This is a genomic window from Paenibacillus sp. YIM B09110, assembly GCF_037167145.1.
Classification (GTDB): domain Bacteria; phylum Bacillota; class Bacilli; order Paenibacillales; family Paenibacillaceae; genus Pristimantibacillus.
This window is the reverse complement of record NZ_JBANSP010000006.1, coordinates 1-21,016: the sequence shown is the minus strand read 5'-3', so window position 1 is coordinate 21,016 and position 21,016 is coordinate 1. Positions and strand designations below refer to the sequence as shown.

Here is a 21,016-nt window from a genome sequence, read left to right as displayed (position 1 = left end):
CATCCGCTTTTCTCATTCATCGTATCACGACTACAATCCAAGTTATCTACCGTTAAATGCGCTCAGCATCCATACATGTTTCTCGAGTGTCGTATGGATTGCGAGCAGCATATCGGCGGTTGTTTCGTCGCCTGCAGCTTGAGCAGCTTCCATACCTTCCTTCAGCTCACCGATAATTATGGCAAAGTCGGCGATCAATTGATCGACCATTTGCTCGGCTGTTTCTTCGCCCGACGCTTCCTTAATGCTTGCGGCTGATAGGTAGTCGTTCATTCTCGCTAGCGGCTGGCCCTTCACGGCAAGCAGGCGCTCGGCTATTTCGTCAACATGCAGTGCGGCTTCTTCGTAGAAGAGTTGGAATTTCTCATGCAACGTGAAAAATTGCGGGCCTTTCACATACCAATGGTAGTTGTGCAGCTTAATGTACAGGACGCTCCAGTTGGCGATTTGACGATTCAAATGTTGTTGTATCGTATTCATTTCGATCATCCTTTCCGAAAAGTAGTGTTTGTAGCTAATGGGAAATCCATACATTGTCAATGCCAGTCATACAAAAAAACGGAAGAGAGCAGCTCTCTTCCGTTTTTAAGTTAATTGACTATTATTTAAAGCTTGTAAGTTCCTTTCAATTGCTGGGCGGCTGCTTCTTTCTCTTCAGCTTCCGCCAGCATGAAGATCGCTAATACATACATAGCGTGCGACCACGTAAGCGGCACGACCCAAGCGGTTGCGCCTGTTTCCTTGTCTACCTGCTCAGGCAATAAGCCTGTTTCGGTGCGGTGCTCAATTGACCATCGCAGCAGTTCCTTGGCCTTATTCAAGCTGCCAGTTTGGATGCGATAGTGTGCCAGCCAAAGCGTCGTGAGAATCCACGGATTCCCGCCGATGTAATGATCGTTTTCGTAACGCTTAATGCCGCCGACACCAGGCATGGTAAGCGCCGCTTCAATCGAATCGGCAGTACGCTGCATATAGCGGTGATCTTTAGGCACGGCGTCGAACGGAATCGATATGCCTAGAAGGCTGATGTCGATCATCGGGTCATGCCGCAGCATATATTTGCGGTAGCCTTTGTCGAGCTCGACGATGGAAGCATCCTTGCCTGACGCGACTGCTTCCTCGTATGCGGATGCACCTACCGAGATGTTTAAGCCGCGATAAAAGCTGCTGCGCTCCTCATTCCATCCGCTCTCAAGGATAGCGGAAGAGATCTGATTAGCAGCAGAAGACCATTGTTCTGCGACCTCATTATTGCCTAGCAGTTGGGCGAAGCTAGAAGCGGCGGTCAATCCGCCGTATACGGCTGCTGAAGAATAGGTATGAGAAGCTTCGCGTTCCTCCCACAGATCAATGCTAGGTCTCGGCAATCCTGATTCCGGATCGAGGAAGCTGGCTAGGAAGCTGGCGCCTTTCAGAACAGCCGGCCATACTTGCTTGGCGAATTCAATATTGTGGCCCTCCAAGTAATGCTGCCACATGCCCCATAAAATAGATGCGCCTTCGTCAATTTGCAAGCCCCAGGAAGGAGCGAGGCTGCCGTCATGATAATGACGCTGCTGCCAAGAGCCGTCTGGCGATTGAGAAGTAAGCGTCCAAGCATAGAAACGGTCAGATAGCTCGCCAAGCCCCGCCTTATCGAGCGCGGTCGTAATGAACGCCGCGTCTCTTCCCCAGCAATAGGAGTAGCCGCCGCAGCGGGAGAATGTCTCGTCGAACTCGGGAGCCGCAATGATGCTTCCCGTCTGATGATCAGCCATCAGCTTAAACATAAGAACGGATCGTTCATATAAGTCGGTCATATCTTCATTAGCGACCGGGGAGGGAGCAGCAGCTACTAAATATTGACGCCAATAGTCAGTCGTTTCGTTAACCCATTCGGGGCTGCCCTTGGACTTTGCTATTTCCAGTTGAGCAAGAGAGCCAGCCTCATCGCGTCCAGCAGCAATATAAAGCGGAATGGTTATAGAATCACCGGCTTTAAGCTGCTCAATCCGCCATGATAGAGCTCCGTCTGGGCGCATATCAATGACGTTGCCGGCAAGCTGTCCCTCTTGAACGGAATCCCAGCCTAGTCCGGCTTGGAACTTTGTGCATACGTTTGCACTCGAAAGCGCAAAAAAGTACGTATGTCTAAAATGAATTAAAGCGTCAGCAGTAGCGTTGAAGGTCGTCGTATTGTACAAACGATTTTCGCTGACTAGAAAGGAGGAATGCACGATAAATTCAAATGAAACAGCTGCTTCGCTCGTATTTGTAAAGCGGTATTCCCGCACGAGCATATCTTGCTCTGGAACGGCAAAGTGTAAGCTTTCCACTCGTATCGGCTGTTGCTCAGAACGAGCTCCGATGCTAACAATGTTCGTTTTTGGAACATAGGCGATTTCGTGTTTCCAGCCGTCTGTCTCGCTGTCGAACCATGATATGGAGTAATTGTCCCGCAGCTTGATGCCGGTGCGCATGGCATCGACATGCTGAGGCATGTCGATGTTCGGCCACCAGAGGCGGTATAGTCTGCCCGTACGGCCAAGCGAAGCGAGCATTTTGGAGTTGCCGATTATAGCGTCGATAAGATAAGGCTTGTTCGTATTCATAAATTCAGCTCCTTTTTGCGACGGTATGGATAGATGATTCACGTACGATTAACCGATGAGGGATAATCATCCGTTGCTGATGTACACTCTCTTCCTGGATAAAGCGAATTAACATTTGCGAAGCGGTATAGCCGAGCTGGTACGTTCCAATATCGATGGAACTGATTGGCGGTTGGGCTAGCTCGGACAGCGCAATATTGTTGAAGCTGACGAGGCTTAGATCATCCGGGACTTTGTAGCCCAGTTCAGTTAAGCCGCGTAGAACGCCGAAGCCGACAACATCGTCGATAACGACAAGCCCGCTTGGCCTCTCAGGCAGGCCCATTAGGAATGACATGGCGCGATAACCGCTTTGTTGCAGGAACTCTCCCTCCACGACCCATTCGGAGCGGAACGGAAGACCCGCCTCGCGAAGCGCGCGTTGGTAGCCTTGCATCCGGTCGCGAGCGACGGTAAGCGTCGGCGGTCCGCTGACGAAGCCGATACGTTCATGTCCTTGCACGATAAGATGCTGTGTTGCGTCATAAGCTGCCTGTTCATTGTTATTGTCCACAGACAGAATGTTCGGATGCTCATCGGTTCTGCCGATAAGGACGGTAGGGAACTTATGCTTATCGAGCATATCGATCAGAGGATCGTTAACCCTCGACGATAGCAAAATAATACCGTCAACCCGTCTGCCGAACACAAGGCGGGACACTGTTTCCGTTTCATCATGCGGCGAGGTTGCGGCAGTAAGCAGCATATCGTAGCCGGCCCTAGTGGATTGCGTCAATATACCGCGAAGCAATTCACCAAAGAAGAAGTCTTGGAATAATTCCTCTGCAGGGCGGGGGAGCACGATCGCAAGCGTCTGCGTCGTCTTGGAAACGAGACTTTTGGCCATGACATTCGGATGATAGCCCATTTCCTCCATAATTCGTTTGACCTTTTGTGAAGTTTCTTTGCTTATTCTAGGGTGATTGGAGACGACCCTGGATACTGTGGAAGGGGATACCCCGGCGACTTTTGCAATATCTTTAATGGTTACCATTATAACTTCTGCCCCCATTGCGCAATCGTTTGTGCTATATGCTTCATCCTAATGCAAATGTTGCCCAAAAGTAAATATATATCTTAGGAAAACGCTGCAAAATACGTGAAAAACTAATAGAATTGAAGGAAAACGGAGAAAATCGAAGAAAACAATTTATTTTTCAAATAGAATGAACTGTGCAAACGTTTTAACAAAATCACATCCTTATTGTATGATGAGGACACGAATAGAGCGCTTACATTTCTTGTTAAACGCCAAATTAACGATGTAAAGCAGCAAGAGTGCTTATTTACGTCGTTTTTTATCAAAACTTGTACAAACGTTTGCGCTAATCGTGCAAGGGGAGAATTGGCGAATGAGTAGGGCGTGTAATTCAGGAGTACGGCCAACACATTATGGAAGGGGATCATTACGCATGAAAAAGTGGTTCGTGATGTCATTAATCGTTGCCCTATTTATCGTATCTGCATGTGGAGGTACGAATAACGGAGGCAATACGGAAAATGCGAACAGCGGCACCAACACAGAGAACAAGACGAACAATGCAGGTGCCGCAACAGAAACTCCTCCGGCAGTAGAAGAATCGACGGATATCGTTCCGGAAGAGGGAGCATCGCTTCTTGTATGGGATAGCAAAAACCAACGCACCGTGCTTGAAGAAATCGCCAAAGAATTCACGGCTCAATACAATATTCCAGTAAAAATCGAAGAGGTAGAGTCGCCGGACCAAGTTGGCAAGCTGACTACGGATGGTCCGGCAAATATCGGTGCTGACGTTGTAACGTTCCCGCATGACAACCTGGGTAAAGCGATTGCTGCCGGTCTTGTTATGCCGAATGACTTCTACGGCGATCAAACCATCGCTAACAACGCTGAAGCTGCTGTTAACGCAGTAACGGTAGACGGCATTTTGTACGGCTACCCGCGTTCCGTTGAGACATACGGCTTATTCTACAACAAGGATCTTGTGCAGGCGCCGCCGGCTTCATTCGAGGAGCTTATGGAGTTCTCCAAAACCTTTAATGACGCAGCAGCCAAAAAGTATACGCTCATGTGGGAACTTGGAAACTTCTATTTTAACTATATCTTCTTCTCCTCCAACGGCGGTTATGTATTCGGCAGCAATGGTCAAGATGCAGCAGACATCGGTTTGAACAACGACGGTGCTGTAGAAGGCTTGAAAGCTTACCAAGCATTGAAACAAATTTTGCCGATTAACTCCGGCGATGCTTCGGCCGACATCATCCAAGGCAAATTCCAAGATAAATCGCTCGCAATGACGATTACTGGTCCATGGAAAGTAGGCGACTTCAAAAACCTAGGCATTAACTTCGGCGTAGCTCCACTGCCAACGATTAATGGCAAACCTGCTGTATCGTTCTCCGGCGTTAAGGCTTGGTATGTTAACACGTTTACTAAATATCCGAACGCTGCGAAGCTGTTCGCAAGCTTCGTATCGAACAAAGAAAATCAGTTGAAAGACTTCGCAGCAACTGGCGCTATTCCTGCTAACAAGGAAGCGATGGAAGATCCAACGTTCAAGGCGGATGAAATCTCGAGTGCATTCGCAGCACAGTTCATTAATTCGCAAGCTATGCCTTCGATTCCAGAGATGGGTAACGTTTGGACGCCAGTTGGCGCAGCGCTCTCTGACATTTGGGACAAAGGCACAGATCCAAAAACATCGCTCGACAATGCGGTACAACAAATTAAAGATGCCAACTCCGGCGCAACGAAATAAACAATAACAGGAATGATCGTTCGCCCGCCGAAGAGTGCTTCGGCGGGTGAACATCATGGAAGGGAGCCAGGCGGTATGAATCGTCATCGCAACACCGCGGCCGTTTTGTCCGGACTATTCATGGGACTAGGACAGCTATATAACCGGCAATATTGGAAGGGACTTATTTTGCTGATAACCTGCGCCGGCTCGCTCGGATACTTCATACCGAATTTGGCCCAAGCCATTTGGGGAATAGTGACGCTCGGCGAGAAGACGGGCGGATTTGTGAAAGTCGGCAAGATGTATGAGCCAATTAAAGGCGATCATTCAATATTTCTGTTAATAGACGGACTTATAGCTATATTTCTTTTGGTCGTATTTCTTATCATTTATATGATGAACATTCGCGACGCGTATCGTACGGGAAAGCAGAGGGACAATGGCGAGGAGTCCGCAACCATAGGGCAAACCATTGCCTACATTGCAGATCGGAAGTTTCCACTGCTAATGCTGGCCGTGCCTGGACTCGGTGTACTGTTTCTGACCATTATGCCGATTATATTCATGGTGCTGCTCTCGTTTACGAATTACTCGTTGCCTCAACATATTCCGCCAGCCAAGCTGGTTGACTGGGTCGGTTTTCAGACGTTTATTGATTTGCTTAGTCTCAAGACCTGGAGCAGAACATTTCTAGGCGTATTTACTTGGACGATTGTATGGGCGATTGTAGCTACGATCACTTGCTACTTCGGCGGTCTGTTCGTTGCGCTCATCATTGAACAGAAGGATATGAAGTTCAAGAAGCTATGGCGGACAATATTCATTCTTCCATATGCCATTCCGCAGCTCATATCGCTGCTAATAATGAGAAATTTATTTAACGGCGAATTCGGGCCAATCAATAATTACTTGTCCAGCTTCGGTCTTGGCGGACTGCCGTGGCTGACCGATCCGTTCTGGGCGAAGGTTACCGCGATTGTCGTTAATATGTGGGTAGGTATTCCGGTATCTATGGTTCTAATAATGGGAGTATTGACGGCCATTCCGAAAGATCTCTACGAAGCAGCCGACGTTGATGGCGCATCTGCGTTTCAGAAGTTTCGCATCGTCACGATGCCGTTTGTGTTATTCACGACAGCGCCGATTCTTATTACTCAGTTCGCGGGCAATATTAACAACTTCAATCTGATCTTCCTGCTGACGAACGGTAATCCGGTTAACGGCGATTATCAGTATGCGGGCAGTACTGACTTGCTCGTCACATGGCTCTACAAATTGACGCTCAACAACAGCCAGTTTAATATGGCATCTGCGATCGGCATCATTATTTTCATCATTATTGCATCGTTCTCGATCATCAACTACCGCCGGACGAAATCATTTAAAGAGGAGGATATGATCCAATGACCAAGGGCGTACGCTTGACGCTTAGTTATCTATTTCTTATCGTGATTGCGATCTGCTGCATTTATCCTGCTCTTTGGGTACTCGTTTCTTCCGTTAGACCGGGCACGTCGTTGTACAGCGCTAGCTTTTTTCCGAAAACGATCACTTTTGATCATTATTACGAGCTGTTCCACTCCAAAGTTTTTCAGTACGGCAGATGGTATTTGAATACATTGAAGATTGCGACGCTGTCGATGATTTTCTCTACATTGCTGTCAACGGTCAGCATGTACGCATTGTCGCGTTTCCGCTTCAAAGGCAGACAGACGATTCTATCTACCATACTCGTACTCGGTATGTTCCCAGGTTTCATGAGCCTTATTCCCGTTTACATCTTCTTGCTGCAGCTTAACCTGCTTGATACACATGCGGCGATCATTATCGTATATGCGTCAGGTGCTGTATTATTCAACGGTTTTGTCATCAAAGGTTTCTTCGATACGATTCCGCGCAGTTTGGACGAATCGGCGCGTATCGACGGGGCCAATCATTTGCAAATCTTTTACCGCATTATGCTGCCGCTAGGTCGCCCCATTCTTATTTACGTCGCACTTACTACGTTCGCCGGAGCATGGGTAGATTTTATATTCGCCAATCTAGTGCTTCGTACGAAGGAGAAGTGGACGCTGGCAGTCGGTATGTGGGATTTAGTCAATTCTTATCAAAATAGCAACTTCACCATGTTTGCTGCCGGTGCTGTACTCATTGCCGTTCCGATTACGCTGCTGTTCGTGCTGCTGCAACGGTTTCTCGTTCAGGGTCTTACATCAGGCGCTTCGAAAGGGTGACGGTATGAGAAAGTTATGGCAAGGGAGAAGAGGGCTGCGGGTCTCCGCAGCTCTTTTGCTGACTGTCGTCGTGCTGGCAACAGGCTGTTCAAATCATTCCGCAGAAAATACTATTTCAGATACGACTTCACCTTCCGTTGCTCCACCATCCGAAGCTCCGCAAGTTCAGACGGAGCTTGCAGTCGACGAGCAGCCTGGGACGGTATTCTACGAAATATTCGTCCGTTCCTTCTATGATACGGATGGTGACGGTATTGGAGACTTGAATGGGGTGACCGCTAAGCTTGATTACTTGCAAGAGCTCGGTATCGGAGGCATATGGCTGATGCCGATCACTGCTTCTCCAAGCTATCACGGTTATGATACGACCGATTATTACGCTGTTAATTCTGATTACGGTACGCTTGACGATTTGAAGAATCTAATCGACGAAGCGCACAAGCGCGATATCAGCATCATTATGGATCTGGTCGTGAACCATACGAGCAGCGAGCATCCATGGTTCAAGGATGCGCTAGACGATCCAGCCAGCCCTTACCGCAATTGGTATCGAATCGTGACAAAGGACGAGAAGGTTAAAGCAGATGGCGCTGTAGGCGGCAACCCCTGGCATGAGTCAGGAGCTGACAAATATTTAGGAGTCTTCTGGGGAGGCATGCCCGATCTGAATTTCGATGAGCCGAAAGTGCGCCAGGAAATGATAAAGATTGGCCAGTACTGGCTGAAGCAAGGCGTTGACGGCTTCCGGTTGGATGCGGCCAAGCATATATACGGCGATTTCTCATCGACGATGAGCACGCCGGATGTGCAGGCAGCTAATCAATCCTGGTGGCAGCAGTTCCGCTCGGGTCTGAACGAAGTGAATGCTAACGCTTATTTAATAGGTGAAGTATGGGATTCGCTATCGGTCATTGCGCCTTACTTCGATAAGGCGTTTAACTCCGCCTTCCACTTTGATCTTGCGGGACGCATACTAGGCGCGGCGGCCAATGAGCGAGATGCTGACTTCGGCTTCTCATTAGCTAGAGCATATAGCGTCTACGAGAAATCATCGGGAGGCAGCTTCGTGGATGCACCATTCCTAAGCAATCACGATCAGAATCGACCGATGAGTGTCCTGAACGGCAACGTCTCGCAGGCGAAGATGGCAGCGGCCATTCTATTGACCCTTCCCGGAAATCCGTATATTTATTACGGTGAAGAGCTTGGGATGAAGGGGGCGAAGCCCGACGAATTGATTCGTGAGCCAATGGTTTGGTATAGCGATCCGCAGGGCGGTGAGGGCCAAACAACCTGGGAGCCCTCCGAGCACAACACTTCGGCAGGGGCTGTATCTGTGCAAGCTCAACTATCAGATGAGCAATCGTTGCTGAGCCACTATCGCAAGCTTATTAAGTGGCGCAATGAAGAGGCTGCGCTACGCGACGGAACCATTGCCGAATATACGCTTGAGACCCCTAATCCGAAGCTAAGCCTTTACGTCCGCCTCACCCAGAAGGAGCGCGTTCTCGTCGTTCACAATCTATCAAGCGAGCTCCAGTCAGTCATTCTAACTCCATCGGACCGGTACAACACATTCACAACAATCGCACACCGAACCGATGACGCGGCAACATTGACCAACGGCAATTTATCCATTCCAGCATACAGCACGGTTATACTTAAATAGCGTTATCTTTATCAAGAAAATTTGGAACCCTGTTAGCCCATAGCCATTAGATTTAGTAACACCTAATAGAGAGCGGACCATCAATATGTGCCGTTCTCTATTAGGTGTTTTTTTTGCCTTTATCACACTCTCCCCGTAGCTCAGGAACGGGAGCATCTCGCTTATCTAATTATCAGAGGAAATGGTGCTCACAAAACCAGAAGATAATCACAATTACAAATACACAGCAAAAAAAGGAACAAGGATCGCAGTGGTTAAGCCGGGAAGCGATGAAACGTGGAATCGAGGAGGCGTAAAATACAGAAGCAATTAAGCAAGAAGGGGCATGGGTAATGAAAAGAGAATAAAAAATCTAGACACTCATAATTTGCAACACTGGAACGTAGGAGCATGCAAAAACAGAATACAAGTAATAAAAAAAATAGATGAAGAACGGAATGAGAAATACGAAATAAGAAACACGAAATAAGAAACACGAAATAAGAAACACGAAATAATAAATAACAAATATGAAATATGAAATATGAAATACGAAATACGAAATACGAAATACGAAATGAGAAAATAAAAAAGCAAAAAGTAATAAGTAGAATGAAGAAAGAGAAAAGAAAAATGAAAAAAGAAAAAAGAAAAAGAAATAATGGGCTACATCGCTAATTTCAATAAGGAATAAGTAGTATGCATAATCGTTGCTGGGTTTGGAATAAGCGAATGACTTAGGAGCAGCTCAAATGACTGGGAAGAAGAAAGGTGCTTGGTGTTTTTGCGGAAACAGTATTCGTCCATATAAAACTGAGCCTTGGTCGGACTTATGCCATGGAAAGTGTCATTCATCCATCGAAATGCAGAAGGAGCGAAATATCGCAGACGCGGATAGCTTCCCCATGGGATGAAAGGTTTGCGTATCATGTTAACATGAGTGGTCGAAGGATTAATATGAGATGCTTTAAACGAGTTCTCGGCTCCCTGGGACAATGGCTTTCTTGGCTCTTGTTGGGACGGAGCAAATTTTAATTTGTAGTAGGAAGGTTTATTAGTTGCCATCATACGAGCCACGATGACAGAACGTTCTCGTTGAAGCGTTTCGACAGAGTGGAAAATACGTCGTGTATAAATATCGGGTTTTGCTTCAATTTCTCCGGAAAGTAGAATGGATTGATCCAGTTCGGTGATGGCGCGACGAATTTTATTAAGCATGCTCCAAGCTGTTTTGTACGTGACTGTAATGAGCTTAGCTAGATGCACAGCATTTATGCTGGATTTGCTAGCCGCAACAATATACATAACGAGCAACCACTTGTGCAGCGGTGTTCGAGTTTTGTCCATAATCGAACCGGCGGTAAGCGATGCTTGGTGACTGCATTTCCGGCATTCGTATAAGGGTAATCTACGTGTGTTAATCATATAGTAAGACGTGTTGGAACAGCGTGGACAGTAGTATCCAGTAGGCCATTTCATCCGAAATAGGAGCGGAATACAGTCTGAATCATTAGTGTATTGCGCTTGGAACTGTTCGAGACTGAACTTCAATTATATCACTCCAATCAAGCGAAATGAGAACAAATGTTCTTATTTTTAGAATAACAGATCCTGGGATTTAAATCAATATTTTTATATAAGGGTAGGCTTACTTGTTGAATAAATTCGATGAAAGTGATCGGTTCTGAGCAAAAGGGAGAGTGTGATAAAGAGAAAAAAAGCGATCTCCTCTAGAATAAGGAAAGTGGAATTGAGGTGGAGGCCGACGTAAGACGCCGGATGATGGAAGGGGCGGATCTGAGCAGAGGGGAGAGTGTGATAAAGGGGGGATAATGTTCAGTCTATAGGTGGTGAATGAAATGGAGCTGGCGCTAATGAAGGTTGATTTAAGACAGGCAATTAGCCAATGGAAGAGACAGAGAAGGAGTGAAAAGCTCCTTGCAAGTGGCGGAATGCGCCAACTGAAGGAGCTTTTAATAGGCGGTAAACTGTATAAGGTTAAAGGATTTGTTTGAAAATATGATAGCCGTAGCTAGGAAGCGCGATTCGGAATTGGCCGCTAGGGCTGCTGACGATATTTGCAGTTGTGTCGGCGCTATTGCTCGAAAGAAGCGTTGTCCAGCTCGATAAGGAAGGGTATGCTTCATTAACAACAGAGAAGTTTAGGTCAGCCGCTTCGTTACGAGCATTCATTACGATAAGCAATCGTTCATTATCTTCTTGGCGTTCATAGGCGAGCGTGCCGTCCTCTGAGCCGATATGGAGGAAGCGGATATAAGCGCTGCGAAGTGCGGGATACTCATGACGCAAGTGAATCGCTTGTGTGTAAAAGTGCAAAAGATCTTGATTCTGCTTCTCGGGCTCCCAGACCATACATTTGCGACATCCAGGGTCTCCGCTGCCGTTCAAACCAACCTCGTCACCGTAGTAGATGCAAGGCGTTCCTGGATAAGTCAGCTGGAACAGGGCAGCAAGCTTCATAGCTTCAATATTATCATCGCAAATCGTCAAGAGGCGCGGTGTATCATGGCTATCCAATAGGTTAAATCCTGTTTCCGTTACCTGCTGCGGATAGGCGGCGAGTTGTGTGCCGATAGCTGCCGCGAAGGCGTCGGCTTCTATGGTTTGGTGGCCGAAGAAATCGAGCACAGCATTCGTGAACGGGTAGTTCATTACGGCGTCGAATTGGTCGCCCTGCAGCCAAGCCATTGAATCATGCCATATCTCGCCTAATATATAAGCCTCGGGATTAACAGCTTTGACCGTCATACGGAACTCACGCCAGAACTGGTGGTCAACCTCGTTTGCGACATCCAGCCGCCATCCGTCTATGCCGATTTCCTCGAGCCAGTATCTAGCAACCTCGAACAAATAGCTTTTCACCTCAGGATGCTCTGTGTTTAGCTTTGGCATCAATGGCTCAAAAGCGAATGTTTCATAAGTTGGAATGCCGTCAATAACTTCAAGCGGCCATTGCCGGACGTGGAACCAATCTGCATACTTTGACTGCTGTCCATTCGCGAGAGCGTCAACGAATGGAGGAAAGGTGCGGCCGGAATGATTAAAGACGGCATCGAGCAATACTCGTATACCGCGCCCATGACAAACGTCGACGAGTTCTTTCAGCTTTTCATTCGTGCCAAAGTGGGGGTCGACCTTCAAATAGTCGCGCGTATCGTATTTATGATTGGTTGTTGCCTCGAAGACAGGCGTGAAATAGACAGCGTTAATGCCAAGCTTGGCAATATGATCGAGATGATCGATAACGCCCTGTAGGTCGCCGCCGAAGAAATTGGTTGGTGTGGGATCGGTGCTACCCCATGGCAGCACGTTGTCAGGGTCGATGGAAGAGTCGCCGCTCGCGAACCTCTCCGGAAAAATCTGATAGAAGACAGCGTTTTTCACCCACTCTGGCGGCGCAAAAACATCGATAGGATTGATAAAAGGGAAGTCGAAGAAAGAGTTTGAAGTATCCGGCTCTGTGTGCTCGAAGCCTTTGTCGCTAAGTAGAATAGATTCACTGCCGTCAATGAGTTGAAAGGCATAACGAAGTCTGCGGTAGGGAGGAACTACGGCTGTCTCCCAATAGTCAAACAAAGCGTCGGAAGACATAATCTTCATCGGGACAGTGGTCTTCGTTTGCTTCCAAGCATATTTGTCGCCGACAATGGCGTATACGGAATCCAAATCGTTTTTTTTCGTGCGGATTCTGAGATGAAGCGTCTTCCCGTCGTAAGCATAAGCCCAGTTCTGTTTGGGTCGGTGGTATACGGCTTCTAATAACATGCCTTTCATCGCTCCTTCAACGATCGTTCGTTATCCATTAAATATAGAGATAAACATGAAAAAGGTACAACCTCTGCTTATACAGCCGAGGTTGTACCTTTTTCCTAGAATAGGAATGCGGTAGCATTGCCTTTATATTTTATCTCTCAACATTTTAATTATACATAATTTGTACGATTCGTACTAGTGGATTATGAAAATTTTTTAAGTATTTACGGATTCGTGAGTGAGCGATTCCAAATATCTCTCACAATCAAGTGCTGCCATGCAGCCGCTTCCTGCCGCTGTAATCGCTTGGCGGTAGTTGCGGTCCTGTACGTCGCCGCAAGCGTAGACGCCTGGAATGTTCGTTTCGGAGGTGCCAGGCTTAACGATAATGTAGCCCTGGTCGTCGGTATCGATTTGGCCGCCAAGGAATCCGGTGTTTGGCGTATGGCCGATCGTAACGAACAGTCCATCTGTCTCCAGCAGCTCTTCTTCGCCGGTCTCGTTATTAAGAACCTTAAGTCCCTGCAAGCCCATGCCCGTCGCAGCCACTTCAAGCGGTGTACGGTTCAAGCTCCAAACGATCTTGTCGTTGGCGCGTGCGCGATCCTGCATGATTTTCGAAGCTCGCAGCTCTTCGCGGCGGTGAACAAGGCGAACCTCGGAAGCGAAGCGAGTCAGGAATACTGCTTCTTCCATAGCGGAGTCGCCGCCGCCTACAACAATAATTTTTTTGCCGCGGAAGAAGAAGCCGTCGCATGTGGCGCAAGTGCTGACGCCGCGTCCGATATTTTCTTGCTCGCCTGGAATGCCCAGGTATTTCGCCGATGCGCCAGTGGAGATGATGATCGACTCCGCTTGCAGCTCTCCAATTCCTTCTACGTCAAGCGTGTAGGGGCGTTTGCTGAAGTCGACGCTTTTGACCGAGCCAGTCTTAAATGTTGCGCCGAAGCGTTGTGCTTGCTTTCTCATATTGGACATGAGCTCGCTGCCGAGAATGCCTTCAGGGAAGCCTGGGAAGTTCTCAACTTCCGTCGTTGTTGTTAATTGGCCGCCTGGCTGCCAGCCTTCAATAACGAGCGGCTCCATGTTGGCGCGCGCTAGATAGATAGCTGCCGTTAATCCGGCAGGACCAGTACCGATAATAATTGTTTTGTGCATATGAATTGCCCTCCTATGATGTGGCTGAACGTTCTGAATTGAATCTTAATTTAAAATTATTATAAACTGTAACCAATGTCAATACTGTTCATCTAACGTTCATGTTCATGTAGTATGATAACAAGGATGGAATGGCAAGCGGACTGGAGGAGATTGGCTATGCCCAAAATAGTTGTAGCGGATGACGATGCGAATATTCGCGAGCTCGTCAGCCTTTTTTTGAAACGGGAAGGATTTCAGGTCATAGAGGCAGTTGATGGCATCGATGCGTTCGATAAGCTGGAGACCGTAAAGCCGGATATGGCAATTATCGATATAATGATGCCGCGAATGGATGGATGGGCGCTTTGTGCAGCATTGCGCGAGAGCTATGATATTCCGCTGCTTATGCTGACGGCCAAGGGGGAGACGACACACAAGGTGAAGGGCTTCGAGCTGGGGGCGGACGACTATATGGTGAAGCCGTTTGATCCGCCTGAACTAGTGGCGCGCGTGAAGGCGCTGTTAAAGAGGTATCGCATTGCATCGTCGCATTCGGTGGAGTTCGGCGGCGTCGCGATGAATCAAACGGACTTCCAAATGAGCGCGAGCGGCGAGAAGATTACGCTCCCGCCTAAGGAATTCGAGCTGCTGTTCAAGCTGGCAAGCTATCCTGGCAAAACCTTTTCAAGAGATCAATTGATCGAGCAAATATGGGGGATGGATTATGCCGGCGATGAGCGAACGGTCGATGTACATATTAAACGTATTCGTGATCGTTTTCCGGAGGAGAAATATCGATTCCGGATTGTGACGATCCGCGGTCTCGGTTATCGACTGGAGGAATGCGGGTAATGCGAAGCTTGTATTTTCGAATTACGGCGACGTTTCTGCTTATTGTTATTATAAGTATCGGTGTCGCATTCTTATTCACGAACCAGATGTTCAAGCGAGATGCGAGAGGCCAGCTTCCGGGACAAATAAACAGCGCGATTGAACGAATCGAGCAGTTGTATGCAGTGTCAGATCCCGCGTCTGTGGATCAATACCTGCAGGAGATGTCCAAGCAGCTTGGACAAAACATCGTCGCCATAAGCGTGCGGGGATCCCTGGTAACGGCTGGAGAGGGCAGCGAACAGCTTCTAAATCAGATTAATCGCGAGCAGCTCTCCAATGTATTTAACGGATACCGCGTAAGTATTAATGTGAACAGGACCGAGGAGAATGGACCGCCTGCGCCGTTTGCAATAGGGAAATTGGTGCGGCTTGGCAATATGAATTGGGCGCTGTTCGTCCAGCCGAATCGTTTCCCGCAGAACAGCAACTTTCTATGGACAGCCGTGACGCTGCTGGCAACATTGCTTATTGTGGGAAGTATTCTTATTCTGGTGGCGGCGAGATATTTGGTTAAGCCGTTGAAGCTAATGACCTCCGCAGCCAGAAGGATGGCGGAAGGTGACTTTACGGTTAGATTGTCTGCGCGAAGAGGAGATGAGCTTGGCGAGCTGGCGGATGGCATGAACAAAATGGCTGTCAGCTTATCCCAGCTTGAAACGATGCGGCAAGACTTCGTTTCGAACGTGTCGCATGAGATTCAGTCCCCGCTTACGTCGATCGGAGGTTTCGCGGAAGCGCTGCGCAGCGAAGAGTTGACGGAATCGGAGCGTAATCGCTATGTCAGCATTATTAAGCAGGAAAGCACAAGACTATCGCGCCTAAGCGAAAACCTGCTTAAGCTTGCGTCGCTCGACTCTCAGCAGCATCCGTATCATCCGGAATCGTATAGGCTCGATCGGCAGCTTCGCGACGTGGTGCTTGCAAGTGAACCGCATTGGGTGGCAAAGCGGCTAACGGTCGAGCTGATGATGGAGGAGACAGTCATTACAGCGGATGAGGACTTAATAAGCCAAGTATGGTTCAACCTGCTCGCTAACAGTATGAAGTTTACGCCGGAGGATGGCAATATATCGTTTCAGCTCACTGAGCGGGACGGTATGGCGATCATTCGTATCTCCGATACGGGCATAGGTATTGCTGAAGAGGACCTGGAGCGAGTATTCGAGCGCTTCTATAAGGCAGACGTATCGAGAGATCGGAGTCAAGGAGGAAGCGGCTTAGGCTTGTCCATTGCGAAGAAGATTATCGATATTCACGGCGGTACGATCACGGTGGATCAGGAAGCCGATCAGACCGCAGGCGCCAGCTTTGTTATACAATTGCCACTTACCCCTCGCTTACAGTCCAGCTAGTTGCGAGCCTCATAGCATATAGCTTGGCTAATATTAGAAATAAGGTTATGATGAACTAAAAATCATTTTAAACCTTAGGGAGAGGGGCTTGTATCTCGAATGGACAAGCGTATAACCAAAGCAATTATTCCTGCGGGAGGACTAGGGACGCGATTCCTTCCTGCAACTAAGGCACAGCCTAAGGAGATGCTCCCGCTTATTGATAAACCGGCCATACAATACATTGTAGAAGAAGCCGTTCAATCGGGTATTGAAAGTATCGTTATCGTAAGCGGACGGAATAAACGGGCGATCGAGGATCATTTTGATAAGTCGGCTGAGCTGGAGGCTGAGCTTGAGGAACGCGGCAACGAGGAAATGCTGGCGATTGTGAAGGAAATATCGCAGTTGGCCGATATTTATTACGTTCGCCAGAAAGAGCCGCTCGGACTTGGGCATGCGGTACTATGCGCGCGTCGGTTCATAGCTGACGAGCCTTTCGCGGTTCTGCTCGGAGATGATATATTGGTGTCTCAGCCGCCGTGCTTGCGGGATATGATCGATGTGTATGAGCAGGAGCAGTCCTCGGTCGTAGCGGTTATGGAAGTGCCATGGGATCAGACGCATAAATACGGGATCGTCGATATTGAAGCGGGCAAGAAGGTCGCGCGCGTGCGCGACATCGTCGAGAAGCCGATGCCGGGACAGGCGCCCTCCAACTATGCGGTCGTTGGCCGGTATGTGCTTGATCCGGCTATATTCAATCTGCTCGAGCAGGCACAGCCCGGCAAAGGCGGAGAGATTCAACTGACAGACAGCTTGCAGGAGCTCAATCGAATCGCATCCTTGTCAGCGTACCGATTCGACGGCAGGCGGCATGATGTTGGCGATAAGCTCGGCTTCGTGCAAGCGACAATCGACTTCGCGTTGGAGCGCGAAGACTTGTCTGCCGATGTGAAGCGTTATTTGGTGGAGCGATTGAAGCTTTCTAATCTATAATGTGAAAATTTATGAGACAGGTCAGTTTATACTGGCCTGTTTTCTTATTTATGCCGATATATAAACTTGTAAATATTTCATTTCCCAACTGTTGGTATAAAGCACACCTGTCATGTAGAATAGAATGAAGTAGATTGATAGGGAATGAAAAAGGGAAATAGAGAGAGAACATACTGCTGGGAGTTGAAGGAAGTGCACTGCCATCATTGCGGGAAATTACAGCCAGAGGATGCTGTTTATTGCAATAAATGCGGCAAACAGCTGCTTATAGAAGCTGACGAACAGTCACTGGTAACAGGCATAGATGCTGTCATCGCTACGATAGACAATGAATTGGCTGTGGGCGCGGAGCTGAGCCATTCCTATATACAGGTACAACAAGACGTAGTAGTGATCAGGCGGCGCAATGGGAGCAGCTGGTGGATGTGGTTAACACCAGTTGCGCTAGCTGTTCTGGCAGCAGCAGCGGTGACCGTCTATTACGGCTATGAGTCTCGGCTGAATGATAAGGTTATTCTACTGCAGCAGCAGGCAAGAGAAGACGCATTGGCGGGCAAATATGAGGAAGCGCTGGCCTCGCTTGATGAGGCTGCCGGGTTCCGTCCGGACTTTGCCCCGGTGCAGGCGGATAAGGACATCATAAAGCGTGCAGCGGGATATGAGGGATTGCTGGAATCGGCAAAAGGACATTTGGCCGGAGGCAAGCTTATTGAAGCGGAGCGCCTTCTTATACAGGTTAAGGAAGAACTTAAGAATACGGTAGAACCTATCTTCACCCAAGCAAAGAAATCGCTCGACTCGCTTAGCGGAGAGCTTGCGCTATATAAACTGACACAGGAGCTGGATACGTCGACGACGATTAATGAACTGGCTGCCAAGCTTAATATCGCCAGCGGCCTGGAGGGCGATGAGGCGATTGCCGTGCGCGAGCAGATTAAGGCGAAAATCGTAGACATCGGTTACGAGGAAGCGGACAGTCTGCTTAATAAGAAGAAATATAATGACGCCATGGATGCGGTCGACAAAGCGCTTCTTTATGTTAGTGACGATGAGCGTCTGCTTGGGCTTAAGAGCAAGATCTCTAATGAGAAGGATAAGTACGAGCAGGCGGAGCAGCAGCGTCTCGAGCAAGCGATGCAGAAGGCAGCCGAAGAGGATCTGAAAAACCAAACGGCTGCGGTAGAGGTCGTTCGTATTGAAGGCACGCTGGACGAGTTCGGCGATCTCGTCATTCACGGAGAGCTCAAAAATGCAGCAACACGTCCTATTTATACGGTTGTAGTCGAATATACCGTCTATGATGCTCAGCATAACAAGATTGGTACAGGCACAGCAGAAGCAACACCCGACTACATTGAGCCAGGCGAGGCGATGAGCTTTAGCGGCACTGTATACGGCGTATATGTGGAAAATACAACTGTTGTCGTGGATCACGCGACATGGTATTTGGACTAGGAGGCGATAGGATGCGGACGGGAGCATGGATCAGTCTGATCGCCTCATTCTTCATTATCGGAGGCGCGGGCATCGCGGCGTGGGCAATACGCGCCGAGGTGCCGAAGCAATTGACGGGAGCGCCGATGCTTGCTATTTCTGATGACAGCAGGTCGAAGGGGTCTAAGACGCTTAAGGATGTTATTTTTGAGACACAGAAGCTAGTTGTGATGATTGAGACAGAGAGCGGCACGCAGGGCTCAGGCTTCCTCTATAACGATAAAGGCGATCTCATTACGAACGCCCATGTCGTTGCTGGAGCGGAGGAAGTGAAGATTAAGACGGCCGATGCTCGCGAGCTGGAAGGCGAGGTTATCGGTATAAGTACGGATATAGACGTAGCCGTCGTTAGGGTGCCTGGACTTGCAGGCATAGAGCCGCTTGAGCTTGTACGCGATCAAAAAGCCGAGGTTGGCGACGAGGTGCTTGCTGTCGGGAGTCCGCTGGGGTTTCAAAATACGGTGACGACCGGCATTATAAGCGGCCTTGGAAGAAGCTTCGATATTGAACCCTATAAATATAGCGATTTATATCAAATATCCGCTCCGATTGCACCGGGCAACAGCGGCGGACCGCTCGTCGATCAAGCGTCAGGGGCGGTGTTAGGCATTAACTCCGCGGGAATCGAGCAAGGTTCAATCGGATTCAGCATTCCCATTGTTAATGTTATCGAGATGGCAGAGGCTTGGTCCGCGCAGCCGATGGATGAGCTGCCCGTTTTCTCGTTCTCAGACGACTCGGAGTTACTTCCTGAGAAAGCTTCAATGGAAGAATATGCGGAATACTTGGTGACACACTTCTACGACAGCTTAAATAATGCCGATTATGTATACGCTTATTCTCTGTTGGGCGGCAACTGGAAGGAAGGTACTAGCTACGAGAAGTTCCGCGAAGGGTACATACCGACTCGCAATGTCGTTATTGACGATATGATCGTGAAGACGATTGGCTCAGACGAAGCAACGGTTACAGCAATTATATCGGTTGACGAGCGTGTCGATGGCAAATATGTGCTAAGCAAGTATCAAGTGACTTACCGTGTCGGTTATGAGAACGACATTCTAAAGTTATTAAGCGGCAAAGGCAAGGTAATCGGCTAATTGCCGGTTGTATGAAGCAAAGAGCTCGAAGCTGGCGTCCGGGGAGACGCTGCTTCGAGCTCTTTGCTTGTTAATTAGAGTCTATTGCTGAGACTCGTTAATGATTGAGTCCTCATCTGCTTCTTCACGAAGAAGAGGATTGAAAATCAGGTCGATGCCGACGGCATCATTCGGCTGAAGAGGGAAGTTTAACAGCGTTGATGGAATCACGCGTCCGTTCAGTCTTAACTGGTAGCTGACGCGTCCGCCGATGCGAATGCCGTTAACAGCGAAGATTTGCCCGTTGCGCGTAAATTGGACAGCGCCCGTCTGAGCAAGCGCCCAATAAATCGTTAATCCTGGACGATACGGTACGAAGTAACGCTGCGTAGCGTTCGGGAATGCTGCGCCTCCGTTAATAACAACGATGACGTTCGCTTGAGGACCCGGAGGGAATGGCAGCGGGAACGGAATCGGAACAGGGAATGGGAACGGGAACGGCGGACGTGGCGGCGGGAAAGGCCCCGGCCCCGGCGGGAAAGGTCCCGGCCCCGGCGGGAAAGGCCCTGGCCCTGGAGGGAAAGGTCCCGGTCCCGGCGGGAAAGGCCCCGGCCCTGGAGGGAAAGGTCCTGGCCCTGGAGGGAAAGGCCCCGGCCCCGGCGGGAAAGGCCCTGGCCCAGGAGGGAAAGGCCCTGGCCCAGGAGGGAAAGGTCCCGGCCCCGGCGGGAAAGGCCCCGGCCCCGGCGGGAAAGGCCCCGGCCCTGGAGGGAAAGGCCCTGGTCCCGGCGGGAAAGGCCCCGGCCCTGGACCAGGCGGAAGGCCGCCTGGCCCTAGAAGTCCGCGTTCCGCTTTGGCAAAGCGTGGTCCGCCGCAGCCGCATCCGCGGCCTGCCGGTGTCGCTTGCCGCTCGGCTTCATAGTATTGCTGCTCGTAAAAGTTGCCGTAAGTATCATACATGCAAACATTCAGTCTCCTTCATGTAGCAGATTAGGCAAATATCATGATGTATCCTATGCGGCATCTGCCTAACCGGTGTAAGGAAGGAGGAACAAAAAAAGCGGCGCTGCCCACAA

The 21,016-nt window shown here is 49.0% G+C and carries 17 protein-coding genes and 1 pseudogene; 10 read left to right on the top strand and 8 right to left on the bottom strand.

Going from position 1 to position 21,016, the window contains the following annotated elements:
- Positions 1–42: 42 nt before the first annotated feature.
- The 3 genes from V8F51_RS10970 to V8F51_RS10960 form a co-directional block, all read right to left on the bottom strand.
- Complete coding sequence (locus tag V8F51_RS10970) at positions 43–480, bottom strand: Dps family protein (RefSeq protein WP_337100258.1); 438 nt, start codon at positions 478–480, stop codon at positions 43–45.
- A gap of 125 nt (positions 481–605) precedes the next feature.
- Entirely contained in the window at positions 606–2,591 is a 1,986-nt protein-coding gene (locus V8F51_RS10965) for a glycoside hydrolase family 15 protein (RefSeq protein WP_337100257.1), read from the bottom strand.
- 4 nt (positions 2,592–2,595) lie between these two features.
- Entirely contained in the window at positions 2,596–3,624 is a 1,029-nt protein-coding gene (locus V8F51_RS10960) for a LacI family DNA-binding transcriptional regulator (RefSeq protein WP_337100256.1), read from the bottom strand.
- A gap of 418 nt (positions 3,625–4,042) precedes the next feature.
- Between V8F51_RS10960 and V8F51_RS10955 the strand changes: the two genes are divergently transcribed.
- The 4 genes from V8F51_RS10955 (at position 4,043) to V8F51_RS10940 (ending at position 9,253) form a co-directional block, all read left to right on the top strand.
- A complete protein-coding gene (locus V8F51_RS10955) occupies positions 4,043–5,368 on the top strand; it encodes a sugar ABC transporter substrate-binding protein (RefSeq protein ID WP_337100255.1) in 1,326 nt (441 codons plus the stop codon).
- 75 nt (positions 5,369–5,443) lie between these two features.
- Positions 5,444–6,757 (top strand): sugar ABC transporter permease, encoded by a 1,314-nt coding sequence (locus V8F51_RS10950; protein ID WP_337100254.1) that lies wholly within the window; start codon positions 5,444–5,446, stop codon positions 6,755–6,757.
- Positions 6,754–7,584 carry a sugar ABC transporter permease gene (locus V8F51_RS10945; protein WP_337100253.1) on the top strand — a complete coding sequence of 277 codons (831 nt, stop codon included), beginning with the start codon at positions 6,754–6,756 and terminating at the stop codon, positions 7,582–7,584. Before V8F51_RS10950 ends, V8F51_RS10945 begins: the two co-directional genes overlap by 4 nt.
- Before the next feature lie 4 nt (positions 7,585–7,588).
- Entirely contained in the window at positions 7,589–9,253 is a 1,665-nt protein-coding gene (locus V8F51_RS10940; RefSeq protein WP_337100252.1) for an alpha-amylase family glycosyl hydrolase, read from the top strand.
- Between the two features lie 645 nt (positions 9,254–9,898).
- Here V8F51_RS10940 and V8F51_RS10935 read toward each other — a convergent pair.
- Positions 9,899–10,579 (bottom strand): hypothetical protein, encoded by a 681-nt coding sequence (locus tag V8F51_RS10935; protein ID WP_337100251.1) that lies wholly within the window; start codon positions 10,577–10,579, stop codon positions 9,899–9,901.
- 36 nt (positions 10,580–10,615) lie between these two features.
- A pseudogene (locus tag V8F51_RS31560) lies at positions 10,616–10,783 on the bottom strand (transposase); the annotation flags it as partial.
- Between the two features lie 308 nt (positions 10,784–11,091).
- Here V8F51_RS31560 and V8F51_RS10930 point away from each other — a divergent pair.
- On the top strand, positions 11,092–11,247 hold the full coding sequence (locus V8F51_RS10930; protein WP_337100250.1) for a hypothetical protein: 156 nt from the start codon (positions 11,092–11,094) through the stop codon (positions 11,245–11,247).
- On the opposite strand, the gene V8F51_RS10925 is transcribed toward V8F51_RS10930, so the two are convergent.
- A complete protein-coding gene (locus V8F51_RS10925) occupies positions 11,231–13,018 on the bottom strand; it encodes an alpha-glycosidase (protein ID WP_337100249.1) in 1,788 nt (595 codons plus the stop codon). The two genes, V8F51_RS10930 and V8F51_RS10925, sit on opposite strands and share 17 nt — an antisense overlap.
- Before the next feature lie 204 nt (positions 13,019–13,222).
- Complete coding sequence (gene trxB / locus V8F51_RS10920) at positions 13,223–14,164, bottom strand: thioredoxin-disulfide reductase (RefSeq protein WP_337100248.1); 942 nt, start codon at positions 14,162–14,164, stop codon at positions 13,223–13,225.
- Positions 14,165–14,323: 159 nt separating this feature from the next.
- Here trxB and V8F51_RS10915 point away from each other — a divergent pair, with 159 nt between their 5' ends.
- The 5 genes from V8F51_RS10915 (at position 14,324) to V8F51_RS10895 (ending at position 19,964) form a co-directional block, all read left to right on the top strand.
- Positions 14,324–14,998 carry a response regulator transcription factor gene (locus tag V8F51_RS10915; protein WP_337100247.1) on the top strand — a complete coding sequence of 225 codons (675 nt, stop codon included), beginning with the start codon at positions 14,324–14,326 and terminating at the stop codon, positions 14,996–14,998.
- Positions 14,998–16,392, top strand: a complete 1,395-nt coding sequence (locus V8F51_RS10910) for a sensor histidine kinase (RefSeq protein ID WP_337100246.1) — start codon at positions 14,998–15,000, stop codon at positions 16,390–16,392. The genes V8F51_RS10915 and V8F51_RS10910 overlap by 1 nt, the downstream gene beginning before the upstream one ends.
- 99 nt (positions 16,393–16,491) lie before the next feature.
- On the top strand, positions 16,492–17,370 hold the full coding sequence (galU, locus tag V8F51_RS10905; RefSeq protein ID WP_337100245.1) for a UTP--glucose-1-phosphate uridylyltransferase GalU: 879 nt from the start codon (positions 16,492–16,494) through the stop codon (positions 17,368–17,370).
- 144 nt (positions 17,371–17,514) lie between these two features.
- Complete coding sequence (locus tag V8F51_RS10900; protein ID WP_337100244.1) at positions 17,515–18,825, top strand: FxLYD domain-containing protein; 1,311 nt, start codon at positions 17,515–17,517, stop codon at positions 18,823–18,825.
- A gap of 11 nt (positions 18,826–18,836) precedes the next feature.
- Entirely contained in the window at positions 18,837–19,964 is a 1,128-nt protein-coding gene (locus V8F51_RS10895) for a S1C family serine protease (RefSeq protein WP_337100243.1), read from the top strand.
- A gap of 81 nt (positions 19,965–20,045) precedes the next feature.
- On the opposite strand, the gene V8F51_RS10890 is transcribed toward V8F51_RS10895, so the two are convergent.
- Positions 20,046–20,900, bottom strand: coding sequence for a hypothetical protein (locus V8F51_RS10890; RefSeq protein ID WP_337100242.1), 855 nt, complete (start codon positions 20,898–20,900; stop codon positions 20,046–20,048).
- Between the last annotated feature and the right edge of the window lie 116 nt (positions 20,901–21,016).